At 65.0% G+C, this 17,483-nt stretch carries 13 protein-coding genes; 4 read left to right on the top strand and 9 right to left on the bottom strand.

Translation table 11 applies throughout. The features are described 5' to 3' along the window. Positions 1 to 196: 196 nt before the first annotated feature. From HXS65_RS06820 to HXS65_RS06850, 7 genes are all read right to left on the bottom strand, one after another. Complete coding sequence (locus HXS65_RS06820; RefSeq protein ID WP_176493504.1) at positions 197 to 1,207, bottom strand: DMT family transporter; 1,011 nt, start codon at positions 1,205 to 1,207, stop codon at positions 197 to 199. Between the two features lie 4 nt (positions 1,208 to 1,211). After that, positions 1,212 to 2,075, bottom strand: a complete 864-nt coding sequence (locus HXS65_RS06825) for an HAD family phosphatase (protein WP_176493505.1) — start codon at positions 2,073 to 2,075, stop codon at positions 1,212 to 1,214. A gap of 156 nt (positions 2,076 to 2,231) precedes the next feature. Beyond that, a complete protein-coding gene (locus tag HXS65_RS06830) occupies positions 2,232 to 3,221 on the bottom strand; it encodes a cyclodeaminase (RefSeq protein WP_240704243.1) in 990 nt (329 codons plus the stop codon). Positions 3,222 to 3,285: 64 nt separating this feature from the next. Next, positions 3,286 to 4,410 (bottom strand): pyridoxal-phosphate dependent enzyme, encoded by a 1,125-nt coding sequence (locus tag HXS65_RS06835; RefSeq protein ID WP_176493506.1) that lies wholly within the window; start codon positions 4,408 to 4,410, stop codon positions 3,286 to 3,288. 3 nt (positions 4,411 to 4,413) lie between these two features. Further along, on the bottom strand, positions 4,414 to 5,904 hold the full coding sequence (locus HXS65_RS06840) for an aminotransferase (protein ID WP_176493507.1): 1,491 nt from the start codon (positions 5,902 to 5,904) through the stop codon (positions 4,414 to 4,416). Between the two features lie 75 nt (positions 5,905 to 5,979). Next, complete coding sequence (locus tag HXS65_RS06845; protein WP_375782205.1) at positions 5,980 to 7,497, bottom strand: NAD-dependent succinate-semialdehyde dehydrogenase; 1,518 nt, start codon at positions 7,495 to 7,497, stop codon at positions 5,980 to 5,982. Positions 7,498 to 7,825: 328 nt separating this feature from the next. Beyond that, positions 7,826 to 8,374 carry a hemerythrin domain-containing protein gene (locus HXS65_RS06850; protein ID WP_077375707.1) on the bottom strand — a complete coding sequence of 183 codons (549 nt, stop codon included), beginning with the start codon at positions 8,372 to 8,374 and terminating at the stop codon, positions 7,826 to 7,828. Between the two features lie 312 nt (positions 8,375 to 8,686). On the opposite strand from HXS65_RS06850, the gene HXS65_RS06855 reads away from it, so the two are divergent. Further along, complete coding sequence (locus HXS65_RS06855) at positions 8,687 to 10,054, top strand: replication-associated recombination protein A (RefSeq protein ID WP_176493592.1); 1,368 nt, start codon at positions 8,687 to 8,689, stop codon at positions 10,052 to 10,054. A gap of 73 nt (positions 10,055 to 10,127) precedes the next feature. Here the strand turns inward: HXS65_RS06855 and lolA are convergent, their stop codons facing one another. Together lolA and HXS65_RS06865 are read right to left on the bottom strand one after the other, a co-directional pair. Further along, positions 10,128 to 10,796, bottom strand: coding sequence for an outer membrane lipoprotein chaperone LolA (gene lolA, locus HXS65_RS06860; protein ID WP_077375322.1), 669 nt, complete (start codon positions 10,794 to 10,796; stop codon positions 10,128 to 10,130). A 196-nt stretch (positions 10,797 to 10,992) separates the two neighbouring features. Beyond that, the gene (locus HXS65_RS06865) at positions 10,993 to 14,808 is read right to left on the bottom strand and encodes a DNA translocase FtsK (protein WP_176493508.1); all 3,816 of its coding nucleotides are present in this window, start codon (positions 14,806 to 14,808) and stop codon (positions 10,993 to 10,995) included. 400 nt (positions 14,809 to 15,208) lie between these two features. Here HXS65_RS06865 and aat point away from each other — a divergent pair, with 400 nt between their 5' ends. The 3 genes from aat to infA all read left to right on the top strand — a co-directional run bounded on the left by aat (position 15,209) and on the right by infA (position 17,425). Beyond that, entirely contained in the window at positions 15,209 to 15,931 is a 723-nt protein-coding gene (aat, locus tag HXS65_RS06870) for a leucyl/phenylalanyl-tRNA--protein transferase (protein WP_077375328.1), read from the top strand. A gap of 120 nt (positions 15,932 to 16,051) precedes the next feature. Further along, positions 16,052 to 16,855, top strand: coding sequence for an arginyltransferase (locus tag HXS65_RS06875; protein WP_084207979.1), 804 nt, complete (start codon positions 16,052 to 16,054; stop codon positions 16,853 to 16,855). A gap of 351 nt (positions 16,856 to 17,206) precedes the next feature. Further along, a complete protein-coding gene (infA, locus tag HXS65_RS06880) occupies positions 17,207 to 17,425 on the top strand; it encodes a translation initiation factor IF-1 (RefSeq protein WP_024953359.1) in 219 nt (72 codons plus the stop codon). The last annotated feature ends 58 nt before the right edge of the window (positions 17,426 to 17,483 follow it).

Genomic DNA, 17,483 nt, shown 5'->3' on the forward strand with positions numbered 1-17,483 from the left:
GCGTCCGGTTGTGGCAATCTTCATCGCTGCCGTCAGGGGCAGTGCCGCTCGCGCCTGGCTTGCGTCGTGATGCCGCTGTCGTTTCCGGTCGCCCTGTGGCTTTCTTCGCGCCATGAGCTATTCGCTCCGGTCGCCGTGAGGCGTCCAGAGGGCTGTCATTTGACAGTGAATAAACTCGGGGATGGGCGGGATTGTATCAGCTGCGACCGGTGGACGCATCCGCAGAACGCGCGCTCGCCGTCACCGATTGACGGTGACGACGGTCGATCAGACTCTTGATGAGCATCGCGCCCAGCACCAGTGCACCGCCCGCCCAGCCACGCGGGGTAAGCGATTCTTCCAGCACCCACCACACCCACAGGATGCCGAACACGCTTTCCAGCAACATCAGCAGCGCCACTTCCGCGGAGGGCAGATAGATCGGGCCACGCTGGATCAGCGTGAAGCCCAGCGGCGAAAGCACCAGGCACAGCAGCACCAGCCAGCCGGCGCGCTGGGCGAAATCGGCACCGTGCGAAGGCCACAGCTGCGTCAGCACGTCACCGCCGCCCTGCGTCATGCTCCACAGGCACGCCAGCAGGCCGCACAGCGCGGTGACCAGCCCGGACAGTGTCAGCATCGGGCTCATGTCATGCCCCGGGCGCGTGCGACACAGCGTGAAGTTGCCGGCCAGCGACAGGCTGCAGCCCAGCGCCAGCAGGTTGCCGGTGAGCGTGCCGCTGCCGGCCTCATCGAGCACCAGCAGCGTGATGCCCGCCAGCGAGGCCAGAATCGCGCCCCACACATGCCGTGGCTGACGCTCGCCCAGCCACAGGCGCGACATCAGCGCCGCGAACAGCGGACTGGCGGCGAGGATGATCAGCACGTTACCGGCGCGGGTGTATTGGTTGGCGAGCACGAAACCCAGGGTGGAGCCGGTGAACAGCAGCGCGACCCATACGCCAGTACGCCCGCAGCCACGCATGCGCGCCAGGGCGCTGGCGATGCGCTGTGCGGGAGTGCCGCGCTGGAGGGCCAGCAGGAGCAGTGCAAAGCCGATGGCCGTCAGCAGACCGCGCCAGAACACCAGCGGGCCATCGGCGACATCGGCGAGTCGCAGCAGCAGCGCGTCCGGTGAGATCAGCAGTACGCCCAGCGCCGTCAGCGCGACGCCCCGCGCCTGCCGCGAGGCGCGGGCGGCGGCCCCTCGCCCAGCCAGCGGGTTCATGACGTCAGTCCGACAGGCGCGACAGGCGCCAGTCGACCACTGGCCAGCCGCGCGCTTCGGCCAGCTGGCGCAGCGGTGCGTCCGGTTGGGTGGCGTGGGGGAAATCGACCCGCTCCAGCAGGGGCAGGTCATTGTGGGAATCGGAATAGCCCCACAGGGATTGCGGCGTGCGATGGATGCGCTCGGCACCCGCAAGCCAGTCATCCAGCGCCGCCAGCTTGCCTTCGCGGAAGGTGACGATACCGCTGATGGCTCCGGTGAAGCAGCCCTGCTCATCATAGGCCGGATGGGTGGCCAGCGCCCCATCGGCGGTCAGACGACTGGCGATGGGCCCGACCAGATGATGCATGGAGGCGGAGATGATCAGGGTGCGATGGCCGGCCTCACCGTGCTCGGCCAGCCGCGCGATGCCGCCTTCCAGCAGTCGCGGCATGACCATTTCTTCCACGAAATCATCGACTTCGCGACGCACCTCATCACGATGCCGCCCGACGAGCGGGCTGAGCAGATGGCCGGTGTGCTCGTGGATATCCAGAGTGCCGGCATGGTATTGCACCTGATGACGCTCACCGATGGCCATGAAGGCATCGACATCCTTGATCCAGCCACAGGCGACCATCCAGCGCATCCACATGCCGGTGCAGTCGCCGTCGAGCAGCGTATCGTCGAGATCGAACACCGCCAGCGGGGCATCCAGCGCACAGTGGTGGCGCACATGGCCCTCCTCCGGCGGCGAGAGCGGCGGCAGCAGGGTCACGGCGTCACAGTCGGCGCAGAGATCCGCCAGCGGTGTGCGGCAGATCTCGACATCGGGCGCAGCGCTCAGGGCACGCGGCCGGGCGGCAGATGAGGACGAGGTACGAGTCACGACAGGCTCCGAGTGGCAAGGGGCGTCAACGGCTTCCTGCCGTCACCTGCGTGACCCTCGCATGCGGCGACGCTGCGGGCAAGTCCGCCGCACCATTCAGGCGCTCCAGCGCTGACGCTGCCAGCACCGACGTTTTCCGTACCGACACTTCCCGTACTAACGCCGGACGAGCCGCGAGAGCGCCAGGCTGGCGATGGCCGTATCCTGCACGCCGGTACCGGTGAGATCCGCCACCGTGATGCAGGTATCCGGGGCCGACCCGCCTGAACGCAGATCACGCCCCTCGGCCAGCAGACGGCCCAGCTCATGCACGTCACGCGATCTGGCCTGCTCGGCCTCCAGCCCTTTCAGCTCACCGTTGGTCTCGGACTGGGCGCGGGTATCACACACGAAATGATCGCACTCGAGGAGCACATCGGCTTCCAGCTCACGCTTCTCGGGGCTGTCGGAGCCCATCGCGGTGACATGCACGCCCTCCGGCAGCATCGAGTAGTCCAGCAGCGGCGTTCGCGAGGGGGTGGCGGTGACGATGATATCGGCGTTCTGGCAGACCGCATGCAGGCTGTCATGACTGCGCACCGTCAGCCCCAGGCGCTCCTCCGTCTCCCGCGCGAAGGTCTCGGCACGCTGCTTGTCCCGTGCCCAGACATCGACACTCTCGATGTCGCGCACCAGCCGCAAGGCCTCCAGCTGCAGGCCGGCCTGCTCACCGGCCCCGATCAGCGCGACCCGCTTGCTGTCCGGGCGAGACAGGGCGTCGGCGGCCACGGCGCCGGCCAGCGCGGTTCTCACCGCCGTCAGGTAGCCGCCATCATTGAGCAGCGCCTCGGCAAGGCCCGTCTCGGCGGAGAACACCACCATCAGGCCATTGAGACTCGGCAGGCCGCGGGCGGGATTGTTGAAGAAGCCGGGACTGATCTTGATCGCGAAGTGCTTGAGCCCCTGGATGTGGGCCGTCTTGACGTCCACTTCGCCGTTGGCCTCCTCGATGGCCATCGACAGGATCGGCGGCTGCACCACCTTGCCCTGCCCCAGCGCGATGAAGGCATCACGAATGGCCTTGAGTGCCGTGGTATCCAGCCCCACGACCTCGGCGATCTGTTCGCGTGAATAACTCTGCATGCTGTCCTGAGTCGGTTCCGTCATGCGTCCTCCTCCGGGGGTTCGGGTGTCATCGAGCGCGCTGATGTCTTCAGGCACTCTGTTGGCTTCAGGCGTTCTGGCCTTGCCCCTGAGCGTCTGCCAGCAGCGCTCTGGCCTGATCGAGCGTTTCCAGGCTGACGCCGTTGCCGCTGATGATCAGCGCGACGCGCTGGCCACGGATCGACTCGGCCAGCGCGGGGTCGGTCTCGCCTCGCCGCGAGGCCTCGAGCGCGGCAAGCCCGACCACCGCAGCGCCCTCCACCAGAAGCTTCTCTTCCTCCAGCAGCATCAGCATGGCGCGGGCAATGGCGCGCTCGCTGACCTGATGGTGGTGATCCATCACGCGATGCACCAGCGGCAGCGTGGTGTGGTTGTCCAGGCCAATGCCGCCGCCCAGTGAATCGGCGAGGCTTGCGACCTCCTCCACCTCCACCGGAGCGCCCGCCTGCAGGCTGTGCCACATGGCGGCGCCCTCGGTGAGGCTGACGCCATGCACCTGGGTCTCGGGGCGAATCGCCTTGAGCGCCGCCCCGATACCCCCGAGCAGTCCACCGCCGGAGAGCCCGATCAGCACGTGGTCGAGCGACGGGCAATCCTCCAGCAGCTCCAGCCCGATGGTGCCCTGACCGGCCGCGATCAGCGGGTCATCGAAGGGGGGCACCGCCAGCATGCCCTCCTCCTCGACCAGCCGATGGACTTCCCGGAAGGCCTCGTCCTGACTGCGGCCGACACGGCGTACCTCGACACTGCCGCCGGAGGCGCCGCCCAGTTCGCCCAGCGCCTCGATGGCCCGTACCTTGTTGGCGGGTACCTGCTCGGAGAGACAGATGATGGCCTTCAAGCCACGGCGCATCGCGGCATAGGCCAGCGCCCGACCGTGATTGCCGGTGGAGGCAGTGGTCACGCCGCGCGCCAGGCGCGTCACGGCATCCCCCGACGACTGCTCGGCCACGGCCGCCAGCAGGTGGCTGGCACCACGCAGCTTGAAGGCGCCGGTGGGCTGACGGGTTTCCAGCTTGAGCAGGATCTCGGCATCGAAGCGTCGTGACAGTGCCGGGGATGGCACCAGCGCCGTACGCTCGACACCCGTGTCAGTCGATGAATGAAACAGCCGCTGGCGCGCGGCATGGATATCAGCCAGCGCCAGCGGCGTTTCCCGTGGATGCTTGAGCGGGGGCAGGGTCAATGCCATGGCCTACTTGTCACCAGAAGCGGGGTCACCAGAAGCGGGGTCACCAGAGGCCAGATCACCGTTGTCGAGAAGCTCCTGATGCACCTTGTCCACGGCGCGACGCGCGCAGGCGATGATGTCATCGATCTCCTCGGGGGTGATCACCAGCGGCGGTGCGAAGCCGAGAATGTCGCCCTGGGGCATGCCACGGGCGATCAGCCCTTCCTCGAGTGCCGCCGCCGAAATGCGCGGGCCGACCTTGAGTGCGGAATCGAACGCCTTGCGCTCTGACGGCTGCGGTGAGAACTCCAGCGCCGCCAGCAGGCCGATGCCACGCACGTCGCCGACGATGGGATGATCGGCGAAGGCTTCCTTCATGGCCTTCTGCAGATAGGCGCCGGTATCGCGGGCGTTGTCCACCAGCCCCTCACGACGAATGATCTCCAGGTTGGCGACACCTGCCGCTGCGCCCAGCGCGTGGCCGGAGTAGGTCCAGCCGTGGCCGATGGGGCCGAATTCCCCGGTGCCCTGCTCCAGCACCTTCCACACGCGGTCGCCGACGATGACACCGGACAGCGGCTGGTAGGCGCTGGTCAGGCCCTTGGCGATGGTGACCAGGTCCGGCTTGATGCCGAAGTGCTGGTAGCCGAACTGGCTGCCGATGCGCCCGAAGCCGCACACCACCTCGTCACAGATCAACAGGATGTCGTGACGCTTGAGCACGGCCTGGATGGCGTCCCAGTAGCCCTCCGGCGGCGGCACGATGCCACCGGTGCCCAGCACCGGCTCGCCGATGAAGGCGCCGACGGTCTCCGGCTCTTCGGCCTGGATCATCGCCTCGAGCTTGTCGGCACACCAGGCGGAGAATTCACGCTCGCTCATCTCGGCGCATTCCGCGGGACGACGGTAGTAGTCCGGCGCTTCGGTATGCAGGATGCCGGCGATCGGCAGATCGAAGTGATCATGGAAGGCCGCCAGGCCGGTCAGCGAGCCTGAGGCGATGCCGGAGCCGTGATAGCCGCGCCAGCGCGAGATGACCTTCTTCTTCTCCGGCTTGCCGATCACGTTGTGGTAGTAACGCACCAGCTTGAGCTGGGTCTCGTTGGCATCGCTGCCGGACATGCCGTAGTAGACCTTGGACATGTCAGGCCCGGCCAGTTCGAGAATCTTCTCGGACAGCGCGATCTGCGGCTCGTTCGAGTGGCCGACATAGGTGTGGTAATAGCTGAGCTTGAGGGCCTGCTCGTGAATGGCATCGGCGACTTCCGTGCGCCCGTAACCGATGTTGACGCAGTAGAGTCCGGCGAAGCCGTCGATCAGCTCACGCCCGTCGCGCTCACGGATGCGGATGCCTTCGCCGCCGGTGATCACGCGGCCCGGCAGATCGCCCTGGGCGAAATCACGCAGGTGGGTGGAGGCATGGAAGGTGACCTTGCGGTCACGGCGAATCAGCTCGTCGGTGCTGATGCTGTCATCGAAGCCGACAGACTGACGTTGGGTGTTATCGGTGCTCATGTGACTCTCCGAATGGTCCACAAGGGGCGATCGCGCCGTGGCCCTGACCGCCCGTGACAATGAATGATGTCCGTCTCAACTCCCGGAGGCGCTTTCCATCCCACCCAGGCAGTAGTACTTGATATCCAGATATTCCTCCAGCCCCTGGCGACCCCCTTCGCGCCCGAGACCGGATTGCTTGACGCCGCCGAAGGGAATCGGCGCACCGGTCATCTTCACCGAGTTGACCGAGACCATGCCGAAGCGCAGGCCGCGCATCAGCTGCCAGACGCGGCGAATGTCGTGGGTGTAGACATAGGCGGCCAGGCCGTATTCGGTGTCGTTGGCCATCGCGATCACCTCTTCCTCATCGTGCCAGGCCGTCACGCCGGCCACCGGCGAGAAGGTCTCCTCGCGCCAGGCGCGCATGTTCGGCGTGACATCCGCCAGCAGCACCGGCATGAAGAAGTTGGGGCCGGGGGCCATGCTCTGATCGCCGTGGATCAGCCGCGCGCCCTGCTCGACGGCGTCATCGACGATGGTCTGCGCCTTGGCCACGGCGTCACGGTGGATCAGCGGCCCCATGTCGATACCCGAGACCAGCCCATTGCCGACCTTGAGCTGCTTCATGAGGCGCACGAAGTGGCTCAGGAAATCCTCATACAGGCTGTCGTGCACCAGGATGCGATTGGCGGCGAGACAGTCCTGACCGGAGGTCTGGAACTTGGCATCGACGGCGGCACGCGCCGCCTCCTCGGGGTCCATGTCCGGCCCGACGATGAAGGGCGCATTGCCGCCCAGCTCCAGCGAGACGCGCTTGACGCTGTCGGCGCACTGGGAAAGCAGCAGACGCCCCACCCGGGTGGAACCGGTGAACGAGAGCCCGGCGACACGCGGGTCATCACACAGCTGCTTCGAGACTTCCGCGGCCTCGCCGGTGATGACACTGAAGACACCGGCGGGAATCCCGGCACGCTCGGCAAGCTCCGCCAGCGCCAGCGCCGAGAACGGGGTCTCGCCGGCGGGCTTGACCAGCACGGTGCAGCCAGCGGCCAATGCAGCCGCGGCCTTGCGGGTGATCATCGCCAGCGGGAAGTTCCACGGCGTGATCAGCGCGGCCACGCCGATGGGTTCACGCACGGTGCCCAGCGCGGCATTCGGGATATGACTGGGGATGGTCTCGCCGAAGGCACGGCTGCCCTCCTCGGCGAACCAGTGAACGAAGCTTGCGCCGTATTCCACCTCGCCACGGGCATCGTCCAGTGACTTGCCCTGCTCACGGGTCATCAGCATGGCGAGATCCTGCTTGTGGGCGCGGATGAGGTCATACCAGGCATCCAGCAGCTCGCCGCGCTGGTCCGCCCGCAGCTTGCGCCATTCCCGCTGGGCCTCATCGGCCGCGGCAATGGCAGCATCAATCTGCGTGGACTCGAGCCACGGCACCTGACCGAGGCGCTCGCCGGTGGCGGGGTCGAAGACCGCTTCCTCACGGCCTGCCTCACCATGCACCCAGCAGCCGTTCACGTAGGCAAGCTGACGAAACAGTCGCGGGTCTTCCAGTGCCATGCCATCGCTGGCGCTGGCCCACTGACGGGTAAGGGTCTGGACACTCATGGCGCTCTCCCCGGCCGAAGGGCCGTCATCTGGACACTCAGACGATCTGCCCCTTGTGGATATCGGCAAGGATGCACATCACTGAGCACTGCATGGGCAGTGTCCTTCGCGCAGCCCGAAGCCTGCGAAGGACGCGTTTCAGTGACTTCAGTGTGGGGGATGTGACGGGAGGAGACTTTCGGGAATGCCCGCCAGAGGCTTGGCGTTCTTTCTGTTGTGGCGGGCGAAATGACGGTTTTTTTCTGTCAGACGGGGGGCGCGCTCCGGCGCAGTGCTCTGGAGCGCGATCTCACCTTCACGAGACGACAGGGCCTTCATGTACAGGGGATCAGGCGGTCACGACCTCACTTTCGGTCAGCTCGGCGTAGAGTTCCGGATAGGCTTCCTGCAGACGCTCAAGCTCTGCACGGGCATGCGGGATGGCGTCGGTCAGCTGCTGCCATTCCTCATCACTGAGATTGTCCCGCATCAGCGGAAACAGCTCGGTACGCTCGGCACGCAGGTAGTCACGATGCGCTTCGACATAGTCGCGCAGATCATGGATGAACTGATCCATCGGTATGATCTGATCCATCAGGATGCTGTCGAGATTGTCGGACAGCTTGGAGAGACGGCCGTGCAGAGTGTGATACTGCTGGATGAGCCGCTGACACAGGGGTGAGGCGTCCTCGGAGCGCTCGCACAGCATCTGCGTGCATTGACGTTCCAGCGGAATGATGAAGCCCTGCATGTAATCGAGAATGTAATCCACCACTTCCCGCATCATGCGAAAGTCCGGGCGTTCGCCACTGACCAGTGTCCTGTGGCGATGCGAGAGCACGTGCAATAGACGCGCCATGTTGGCGTGGTCCTGGCGCAGCTGAGTCACATTGGGCATGACTTCCTCCTCCTGACGGAACAGGTGGCCGATGCTGGCAGACAGCGCTGCCGCCTCGGGCATTGCTACCGAATGTAGCAATGTCGTCATCCTGAAGTGTAGGACACATCCCATGAGCGCCCGTTAGACGTTGGGCGGGATTGCCTGAATGCGCGAGGCATGCTGTCAGGAAAACATGACAGTCCGTGAAGAAGTCACGGATGGCCTGATGCCGTTGGCAGGCCGCGCCAGCCCTGCTGATTTGTACAGGCTTGCGTGATCGGCCATGATGAGCGCATTCCCCTCCCACGCCTGCTGGAGCCTGACTCGCCGATGGATCTCTTTGCCGATACCGCCTCGAATTCCCATGCGCCATTGGCCTACCGCATGCGACCGCGCTCGCTGGAAGATTACATCGGCCAGGCGGCGCTGGTCGGGCCTGACATGCCGCTGCGCCAGATGGTGGAATCCGGCGTGGTGCGCTCGATGATCCTGTGGGGGCCGCCGGGCGTCGGCAAGACGACGCTGGCCGAGATACTGGCCCACGGCTGTGATGCACACCTTGAACAGCTGTCGGCGGTGATGGCGGGCGTGAAGGACATCCGCGAGGTGGTGGAGCGAGCGCGCCACCATCAGGCCAGCGAGCGCCAGACGGTGATGTTTCTCGATGAGATCCACCGCCTCAACAAGAGTCAGCAGGACGCCCTGCTGCCGCATGTGGAGTCGGGTCTGCTGACGCTGATCGGCGCGACCACCGAGAACCCGTCCTTCGAGGTCAACTCGGCACTGCTGTCGCGGGCGCGGGTCTATGTGCTCAAGGCACTGGACGAGGAGGATCTGATCGAGGTGCTGACCCGTGCCTTGCGCGATGAGGTCAATGGCCTCGGCTGGCGTCAGATCGACGCCAGCCGCGAGACGCTGACCCGGATTGCGCGGGCAGCCTCGGGAGATGCGCGTCGTGCCCTGGGCCTTCTGGAAACCGCCTGCGACTTCGTGCGCCGTGAGCCAGATGCCCAGGGGGGAACGCGCGAGATACTCGAGGACAGCTCGCTGGAGGCCGTGCTGGGCCATCAGGCCTCAAGCTTCGACAAGCAGGGCGATGACTATTACGACCTGCTGTCGGCGATCCACAAGTCGGTACGCTCCTCGCGTCCCGACGCGGCGCTTCTGTACATGGCGCGCTTCATGGATGGCGGCGGGGATCCGCTGGATGTGGTGCGTCGGCTGGCGGCGATTGCCTCCGAGGATGTGGGCAACGCCGACCCGCGCGCCCTGCCGCTGACCATCGCGGCCTGGGACGCCTATCTGCGTCTGGGCGACTACGAGGGCCAGCGTGCCATCGCGCATGCGGCGATCCACTTGGCCATCGCCCCCAAGAGCAACGCCATCGACACGGCGTGGAAGGAGGCCAGAGCCTTCGTGCGCCAGCAGCCGCATTTCGGGGTGCCGGTCTATCTGCGCAATGCGCCGACGACCCTGATGAAGGAGCTGGGCATGGGCGAAGGCTATCGCTATGCCCACAACGAGCCCAACGGCTATCCCGCCGGCACGGCGCACAACGCCTGGCCCGAGGAACTGCCGGTACAGCAGTTCTATCGCCCGACCCAGTATGGCGGCGAGAAGCGCTTTGCCGAGATAGAGCGCTGGCGCCGCGAGCTGGATGACCACGCCGACCGGCACACGCCTGACGCCCAGTCGTGAGCGCCAGAAACGACAACGCCCGGGCCAGCTGGCCCGGGCGTTGTCGTCTGATCATCATGTCACTGCTCGCGGATCACTGCTCGCGAATGACATCCGCACCTTCAGGAATCTGGAACACGAAGCGACTGGCCTCCAGACTCGGGTTGTACTGGACATCATGGAAATCGATGGCCGTACGCTGGCCGGTGGAATCGGCCATCTGCAGCATATCGAGCTGCTCGCCGTCGAAGGTCAGCTTGAGGCTTTCAAACAGGGTGTCGGCCTGCTTGGGCGTCAGCGTGAAGGTCTCGCGGGCCCCCTGCTGCTGGCGCTCGACATCGTAGTTGGCGGTCAATTCGCTGGAACGCCCGGACAGCAGCAGTGCCGGCGTGTGGGTCACGCGCTCATCCAGCGGCTGCACGGTGACCTGCTCCAGATCCGGGTCATGCAGATAGACTTCCTTGCCGTCGGAGACCACCTCCTGGCGGTATGGCGCGTCGACGCTCCAGCGGAACTTGCCCGGACGTGACAGCCACATCTTGCCGTGGGCTTCCTGCAGACGCTGGCCCGAGGCATCGAGAATCTGCTGATCGAAGTCGGCGGTATAGGTCTTGAGGGGCTCCAGCAGGCGAGAAAGACGCTCTCCGGCGGCGTCATCGGCGTGGGCCGGCAGACTGGCCATGCCCAGCATCAAGGCGGCGCCCAGCCCCTTGGCCAGACGGGTGGTCAATGATGAAACGAAAGAACGTGACGGTGTATTCATGACACTCCTTGCAATGAGACGGACATGGCTGCGGCCTGAGGCCTCGACGCGCGATATCCGCCTCATGTCAGCGATTCGGGTTGTGGCCTGCCAGTCTCGCCGCGAGTCTGACAGGTGATCTGACGTCTTTGACACGAAGGGGAGCCAAAAGCTCCCCTTCGTGTCTTTCATGTTTCAACTCAAACGCTTGGCTGCCCTAGCCGCTATGGTTGGGGGCAAGCACTTCCCGCGAGCCGTTGGTGCCCATCGCGGAAACGACACCGGCCATTTCCATCGCCTCGACCAGCCGCGCGGCGCGGTTGTAGCCGATCTTGAAGCGCCGCTGCACGGCGGAAATGGAAGCACGACGCGACTCGACCACATAGGCGACCGCTTCATCGTAGAGCGCATCCTGCTCGGCATCGCCGTCCTCGCCTTCGGCCTCAAGCCCGGCCAGCGCATCCGCCTGCACGCCGCCGGTGAGGATCTCCTCGATATACTCCGGCGTGCCGCGACGCTTCCAGTCATCCACCACGCGGTGCACCTCGTCATCATCGACGAAGGCGCCATGGACACGCGTCGGCATGCCGGCACCGGCCGGCAGATAGAGCATGTCACCATGGCCCAGCAGATCTTCCGCACCGCCCTGGTCGAGAATGGTGCGCGAGTCGATCTTGGAAGAGACCTGGAAGGCCATGCGCGTCGGGATGTTGGCCTTGATCAAGCCGGTCACCACGTCCACTGACGGGCGCTGAGTGGCCAGAATCAAGTGAATCCCCGCGGCACGCGCCTTCTGGGCCAGACGTGCGATCAGCTCCTCGACCTTCTTGCCGACGATCATGAACATGTCGGCGAACTCGTCGATCACCACCACGATGTAGGGCAGTTTGGCGAGCACCGGCGGATGCTGGTGCATCTCCCAGGGCTGTGGCTCCCACAGCGGGTCAGCGATCTGGGCACCATGCGCCTCGGCTTCATCGATCTTGGCATTGAAGCCGGCCAGGTTACGCACCCCCATGGCGGCCATCAGCTTGTAGCGACGCTCCATCTCGGCGACACACCAGCGCAGGGCATTGGCGGCCTCCTTCATGTCCGTCACCACCGGTGCCAGCAGGTGCGGGATGCCGTCATAGACCGACAGCTCCAGCATCTTGGGGTCGACCATGATCATGCGCACTTCATCTGGCGTGGCCTTGAGCAGCATCGAGATCAGCATCGAGTTGATGCCGACCGACTTGCCCGAACCGGTGGTACCGGCCACCAGCAGATGAGGCATCTTGCCCAGATTGGCCACCACCGGTGCGCCCCCGATGTCCTGACCCAGCGCCAGCGTGACCGGCGAATCCGCCAGCTGATAGGCATCCGAGTCGAAGACTTCGCGCAGACGGATCATGGCGCGGTTGGGGTTGGGGATCTCGATGCCGACCGTGGGACGCCCCGGAATCACCTCGACCACCCGCACGCTCTTGACCAGCAGTGAACGCGCCAGGTCGGTCGACAGGTTGGAGATCTTGGAGGCCTTGACCCCCGGCGCCGGCTGGATCTCGAAGCGCGTGATGACCGGCCCCGGCCACACATCCGCCACCTCGGCCTTCACTCCGTACTCGCGCAGACGCACCACCAGCAGCTCGGCCATCTGGTCGAGTTCTTCTTCGCTGTAGTTGGGCTTCTGCTCATCCGGTGGTGTCAGCAGGCTGAGCTGTGGCAGATCGCCCTCCGGTGCCTCTTCGTGATCCGAGCCCTCGTGACGCTGACTCTGCAGGTGCTCCACGGTCCAGAGAGTCGGTCCGGAGGGATCCCGTACCGCTTCCTGCGCATCTTCCGCCGTCGCCAGTCGCCCGGCACCCGGCACCATGCCGGACTCATCGCCGTCATAGGCCCAGCTCGGACGCTCAGGCGTCGCGTTGGCGGGGGCCTGCTGCGGCTTGATCTCGTCTTCCGGCACCTGCGGCTCTGCCGGCTGCAACGGGGCGGCCGACTCACGAGCGGCCAGCTCTCGAGAAGCTGGCTCTCGAGAAGCCTGCTCAGGCTCTGGCGCACGTGGCGCCGGCTCCGTCGGTTCCGCCGGTGTCGGTGTCGGTGTCGGTGTCGGAGCCGAAGTTGACGTCGGGACGCCACCAGCACCGCTCGCACCAGCAGTTGCCGAACCCGATGCGGTGGGTGTGGCATCGGTGGATTTGCCGGTGGGGGCCTCGAAGGCATCATCCCAGGAGACGACGGCCTTGCGCGAGGCCGCTGCTGCCACACCGGCAGCCATCACGCCGGCACCGACCGCAGCGCCTGCCAGGGAGGACTCTCTCGGTAGCGGTGCATCCTCTTCATCACGCGGCTCAGGCGGCTGAAGCGCCGGATTGGCTGCCTTGTGAGCGCGTTCGGCTTCCTGCGCGGCGGCCTGACGGGAGGTCTCGGCCTCATGCTGGGCCTGACGTGCCGCTTCTGCTTCACGGACTGCCTTGGCTTCACGTGCCGCTTCTGCTTCACGCGCTGCCTCGGCCTCACGTGCCGCTTCTGCTTCGCGGGCCGCCTCAGTCTCGCGTGCCGCTTCTGCTTCGCGGGCCGCCTCAGTCTCACGGTCTGCCTGGCTCTGCGACGCCTTGTCAGCTTCGCGGGAGGTCGACTCTGCCTGGCGAGTGTCCTGACGCGCTGCAGGTGCGAAGGCAGACGCAGCGTCCCACTCCTTCGCTGGCCGGGAATCTGTCACCGGTGGGGTTTCGCTCACCGAGCTATCGACTGGCGGCGTGCTGCCGGACGTCGACGCCTCGGCGTCACGGGACGCCGAGGCGTGACGCTGACGCTCGGCTTCGATGGCAGAGGCATCCGGCAGGCGCGAGCGGGTCACATCGGCGCGTGAGTCTGCGGCGCTCTCGGGCGAGGCTGCCGTTCTGGGGGCCGCGGCAGCCTGGGACGCCACGGCCGCCTGCACGGCGCTGGCAAGCTCGACGCCCTCGATGTTGACCGTGGCACTCTGCACCGTCATGCGTTCGGTGTAGGCAGCCCCCGGTACCTTGGCGGAAGGCGTGGTCTCGGCTGTCTGCCAGGGGATATCCGTGCTGCGATCATTGGCGAAATCGTCGTCACCGCCAAGCGAGGGTTCCACCCGACGCTTGCCACGTGGCTCAGCCGCCAGAGTGTCGTCGGCCTGCGCTGCGCCAAGCAGTATCTCGTCACTGTCTTCTTCCCACTCGACACGCTCGTCTCGACGGCGCGGCAACAGACGCTGCCACCAGCTCAGTCGCTCGTCATCACGCTCCGGCTCGTTGTCGGCATCGTTCTCGTCGTGAGTCAGCGCTCCCTCGGCATAGGTCGCCTCGTCATCGTATTCATCATCACGACGACTGTTGAGTCGCTCCTTCAGCCAGACGCCAAGGCGCATGCAGCCATTGCCCAGCTCGTCCATGACCGTCAACCACGACATGCCGGTAAACAGCGTGAAACCACACAGGAAGCTGGCAAGCGACGCCAGCACGGTGCCGCCCATGCCGATCAAGGGCGTGAGCGCTCCTGCGATGCCCTTGCCGAGGATACCGCCGGCACCGTTGGTCAGCTGGCTGTCAGGGCTGTAGAACTGGATATCGCCGATCACGCAAGTCGCCATGATCAACAGGAAGAGCCCGCCGGCACGCACCGCGATGGTGGTCGGGTCCCACACCAGCTCGGTGCTGGGTTGACGCATCAGACGCCAGGCACCGAAACCGAGCATGGCAGGCCACCACAGGGCGCTGCCACCGAACAGGGAATACAGGACGTCGGACAACCAGGCACCGATGCTGCCCATCCAGTTGCTCGTCGTCGACTCAGGCCCGCTGTAGGACCAGCCGGGGTCCGTCGGCGCGTAGCTGAACAACGCCAGCAGCATGAAGACGCACAGGCTGAGCATGAGGATGACCACGCCTTCACGGCTGACACCCTGCAAGGTGGTCGTCAGTCGTGAAGGCGGGCGAGCCTGGGCTTCCGCGCGTCGTTCGGCACGGATGGCCTTGCGCTCCTCGCGTTCAGCCTGGCGCTCTTCACGGCGCAGGGCCGCCGCGCTCATCTCGCGCGGTTCATTCCTGCTCGTGTCCTTCTTCGCGGGCTTGCCCGAGACTCTGGGCGTCTTGCGGGGCGCGGGCTTGCTGGCCGCTGAAGCGCCCCGCAGACGAGCGAAGAAGCCTGGCGCATCCGCCTTCTGGCGGGCACGCTTTCTCGGTGTTGCTGCCGCGCGGCGGCTGCGGGTCTCCGGCTTCGCCTGATCCCGACTTGTCTTTCTGGCACTCTTGGCAGTCAAGTCGCCATCCCCCTTGCACCTTGTGGGCGATTTTCCATGTACCTTCAGCCGGTTATCATAACCATCCGATGGCAGTGACGTCACAATTGCCGATTCACGTCTGCCCATGACATCCAGGTGTCACGAGCGCATTGCACTGAGCTGTTCACGATCCAACAAGAGACTGCCCATGCTGCCCTGGCTTCCTCCTGCCCCCGTACGCTTCCCGCATGCCAGCGAAGCGCTGAGCGACCCCGATGGCCTGCTGTGCGCGGGCGGCGACCTCAGCCCCGAGTGGTTGCTGGCGGCCTACCCTCGCGGGATCTTTCCCTGGTTCAGCCCGGGTGACCCGATACTATGGTGGTCGCCAGACCCGCGCATGGTGCTGAGACCCGAGGAGGTGCGCGTACGTCGCAGTCTGGCCAAACGCCTGCGCAATGGCGGGTTCCACTTCAGCATCGACCGCGACTTTACCGGCGTCATCGATGCCTGTGCCAGCATTTCCCGTGAGGGGCAGGCCGGCACATGGATATTGCCAGAAATGCAGCAGGCCTACATCGCTCTGCATGCCATGGGTCACGCCCACAGCGTCGAGGTCTGGCAGGGTGACAGCCTGGTAGGCGGCCTGTATGGCGTGGCCTGTGGCCGGGTCTTCTTCGGTGAGTCCATGTTCTCTCGCACCACGGATGCCTCGAAGATGGCACTGGTCGTGTTGTGCCGTGAACTTGAAGCACGCGGCTTTCCGCTGATCGATTGCCAGATGCACACCCCGCACCTGGAGAGCCTTGGGGCTTGCAGCATCGCTCGCAGCGAATTCATCAGCTATCTTGACCAGTATGCCACTGGCGAAGGGCATGAGGGCAAGTGGTCACTGACAACCGAGCCCTTGAAACACGGCAATCAAGACCTGTGAGCCATAACGCAAGGTGAAGGTCATCAGGTCCTTGGAACGATACCGCCATCCTGGCGCAGGTCATCACCGACGATGGGCTGCCAGCGTCCACACTGATGCAGTGAGGGAGATGAAGCGAAGGTGAGCAGCAATACCCCCAAACAACCGCAACGCGATCTGCGCTTCTTCCTGACCGTGCCCCATGCCTGCAGCTACCTGGAAGGACGCCAGGCGACCACGCTGTTCCTCGACCCACAGGAAGCGCCCAACTCCGGCGTCTATGATGCTCTGGCTCTGCTCGGCTTTCGTCGCAGTGGCTCACACCTCTATCGACCGCACTGCGGCGATTGCCGCGCCTGCATCTCGGTACGAGTCCCCATCGCCGACTTCACGCCCAACCGTACCCAGAAGAAATTGCTCAAGCGCAATGCCGACCTCACCATCGAGGAAGGCCCGGCACTGTTCGATCCCGAACACTATCGTCTGTATGCGCACTATATCCGTAGCCGTCACGCCGATGGCGACATGTTCCCGCCAAGCCACGAGCAATACCGTACCTTTCTGACGTCACGCGATGAATATGCACGCCTGATCAGCTTCCGGCTCGATGGCAGGCTGGTGGCGGTCGCGGCCATGGATCGCATGAGCCATGGGCTGTCCGCCATCTACACCTTCTACGACCCCGATGAAGCCTTCCAGTCGCGCTCCCTCGGTACCTACGCCGTACTGTGGCAGATAGAGCAGGCGCGCCGGGAGGCTCTGGCGCATCTTTATCTGGGCTACTGGATACGGGATTGCCGCAAGATGAACTACAAGCAGCATTTCCAACCGTTGGAATACCTGGATGGCAGCCATTGGCGTCGCCGGATCCCCTTCAGCTTCCATGATACTCACCTCCCCCTGAGCCTCATCAAGACTGGTGACAGCCTGCAGCGCGACGCCTAGGGCCCGCCTTCGCCTTCCCGCTCCTGAAAGGATGGGGAACCTCATGGCAGTGCCGCTGCCCAACCTCGGTGCAGCGGGTTCTCGAGAGAGGGTTCGAAAGGGAAGCTCGAGAGTGGACAAGGGCAGCCTCTGCCACCAGCGGAACCTGTCGGTGGCACTGGATACGATTTTATCGCTCCTGCGGCCTGCCCACGAGCGCTCAAGGAGCGTACAATCTCGCTTCGACTTTGCCTTGCTGCCGCCCTTGCGGCACAATATCGCCTATCGAAGTCCCGAATCCGGCACTTTTCTGTGCGCGGATGGCTCGGAACCCACCGCATTACTCCCTGTATCAGATGAGGATCAGCCTATATGGCGCGTGAAGATCATATTGAAATGGAAGGCGTCATCGTCGACACCCTTCCGAACACCACTTTCCGTGTAGAACTGGAAAACGGCCACATCGTGACCGCACACATCTCCGGCAAGATGCGCAAGAACTACATCCGCATCCTGACCGGTGACAAGGTCAAGGTTGAGCTGACTCCCTACGACCTGTCCAAGGGCCGTATCGTCTACCGTTCGCGCTGAGCACGGTCTGACTGCCTTGCCGGTCACTCGACATCGAGCATCAGGCTGCGGGGGCATG

Source organism: Cobetia sp. 5-25-4-2 (assembly GCF_013374075.1).
Lineage (GTDB): Bacteria > Pseudomonadota > Gammaproteobacteria > Pseudomonadales > Halomonadaceae > Cobetia > Cobetia marina.

Coding starts and splice junctions, on each gene's coding strand:
- HXS65_RS06820 (WP_176493504.1), bottom strand. CDS start 1,207: ATGAACCCGCTGGCTGGGCGAGGGGCCGCCGCCCGCGCCTCGCGGCAG.
- HXS65_RS06830 (WP_240704243.1), bottom strand. CDS start 3,221: ATGACGGAACCGACTCAGGACAGCATGCAGAGTTATTCACGCGAACAG.
- HXS65_RS06835 (WP_176493506.1), bottom strand. CDS start 4,410: ATGGCATTGACCCTGCCCCCGCTCAAGCATCCACGGGAAACGCCGCTG.
- HXS65_RS06840 (WP_176493507.1), bottom strand. CDS start 5,904: ATGAGCACCGATAACACCCAACGTCAGTCTGTCGGCTTCGATGACAGC.
- HXS65_RS06845 (WP_375782205.1), bottom strand. CDS start 7,497: ATGAGTGTCCAGACCCTTACCCGTCAGTGGGCCAGCGCCAGCGATGGC.
- HXS65_RS06850 (WP_077375707.1), bottom strand. CDS start 8,374: ATGCCCAATGTGACTCAGCTGCGCCAGGACCACGCCAACATGGCGCGT.
- HXS65_RS06855 (WP_176493592.1), top strand. CDS start 8,687: ATGGATCTCTTTGCCGATACCGCCTCGAATTCCCATGCGCCATTGGCC.
- lolA (WP_077375322.1), bottom strand. CDS start 10,796: ATGAATACACCGTCACGTTCTTTCGTTTCATCATTGACCACCCGTCTG.
- HXS65_RS06865 (WP_176493508.1), bottom strand. CDS start 14,808: ATGAGCGCGGCGGCCCTGCGCCGTGAAGAGCGCCAGGCTGAACGCGAG.
- aat (WP_077375328.1), top strand. CDS start 15,209: ATGCTGCCCTGGCTTCCTCCTGCCCCCGTACGCTTCCCGCATGCCAGC.
- infA (WP_024953359.1), top strand. CDS start 17,207: ATGGCGCGTGAAGATCATATTGAAATGGAAGGCGTCATCGTCGACACC.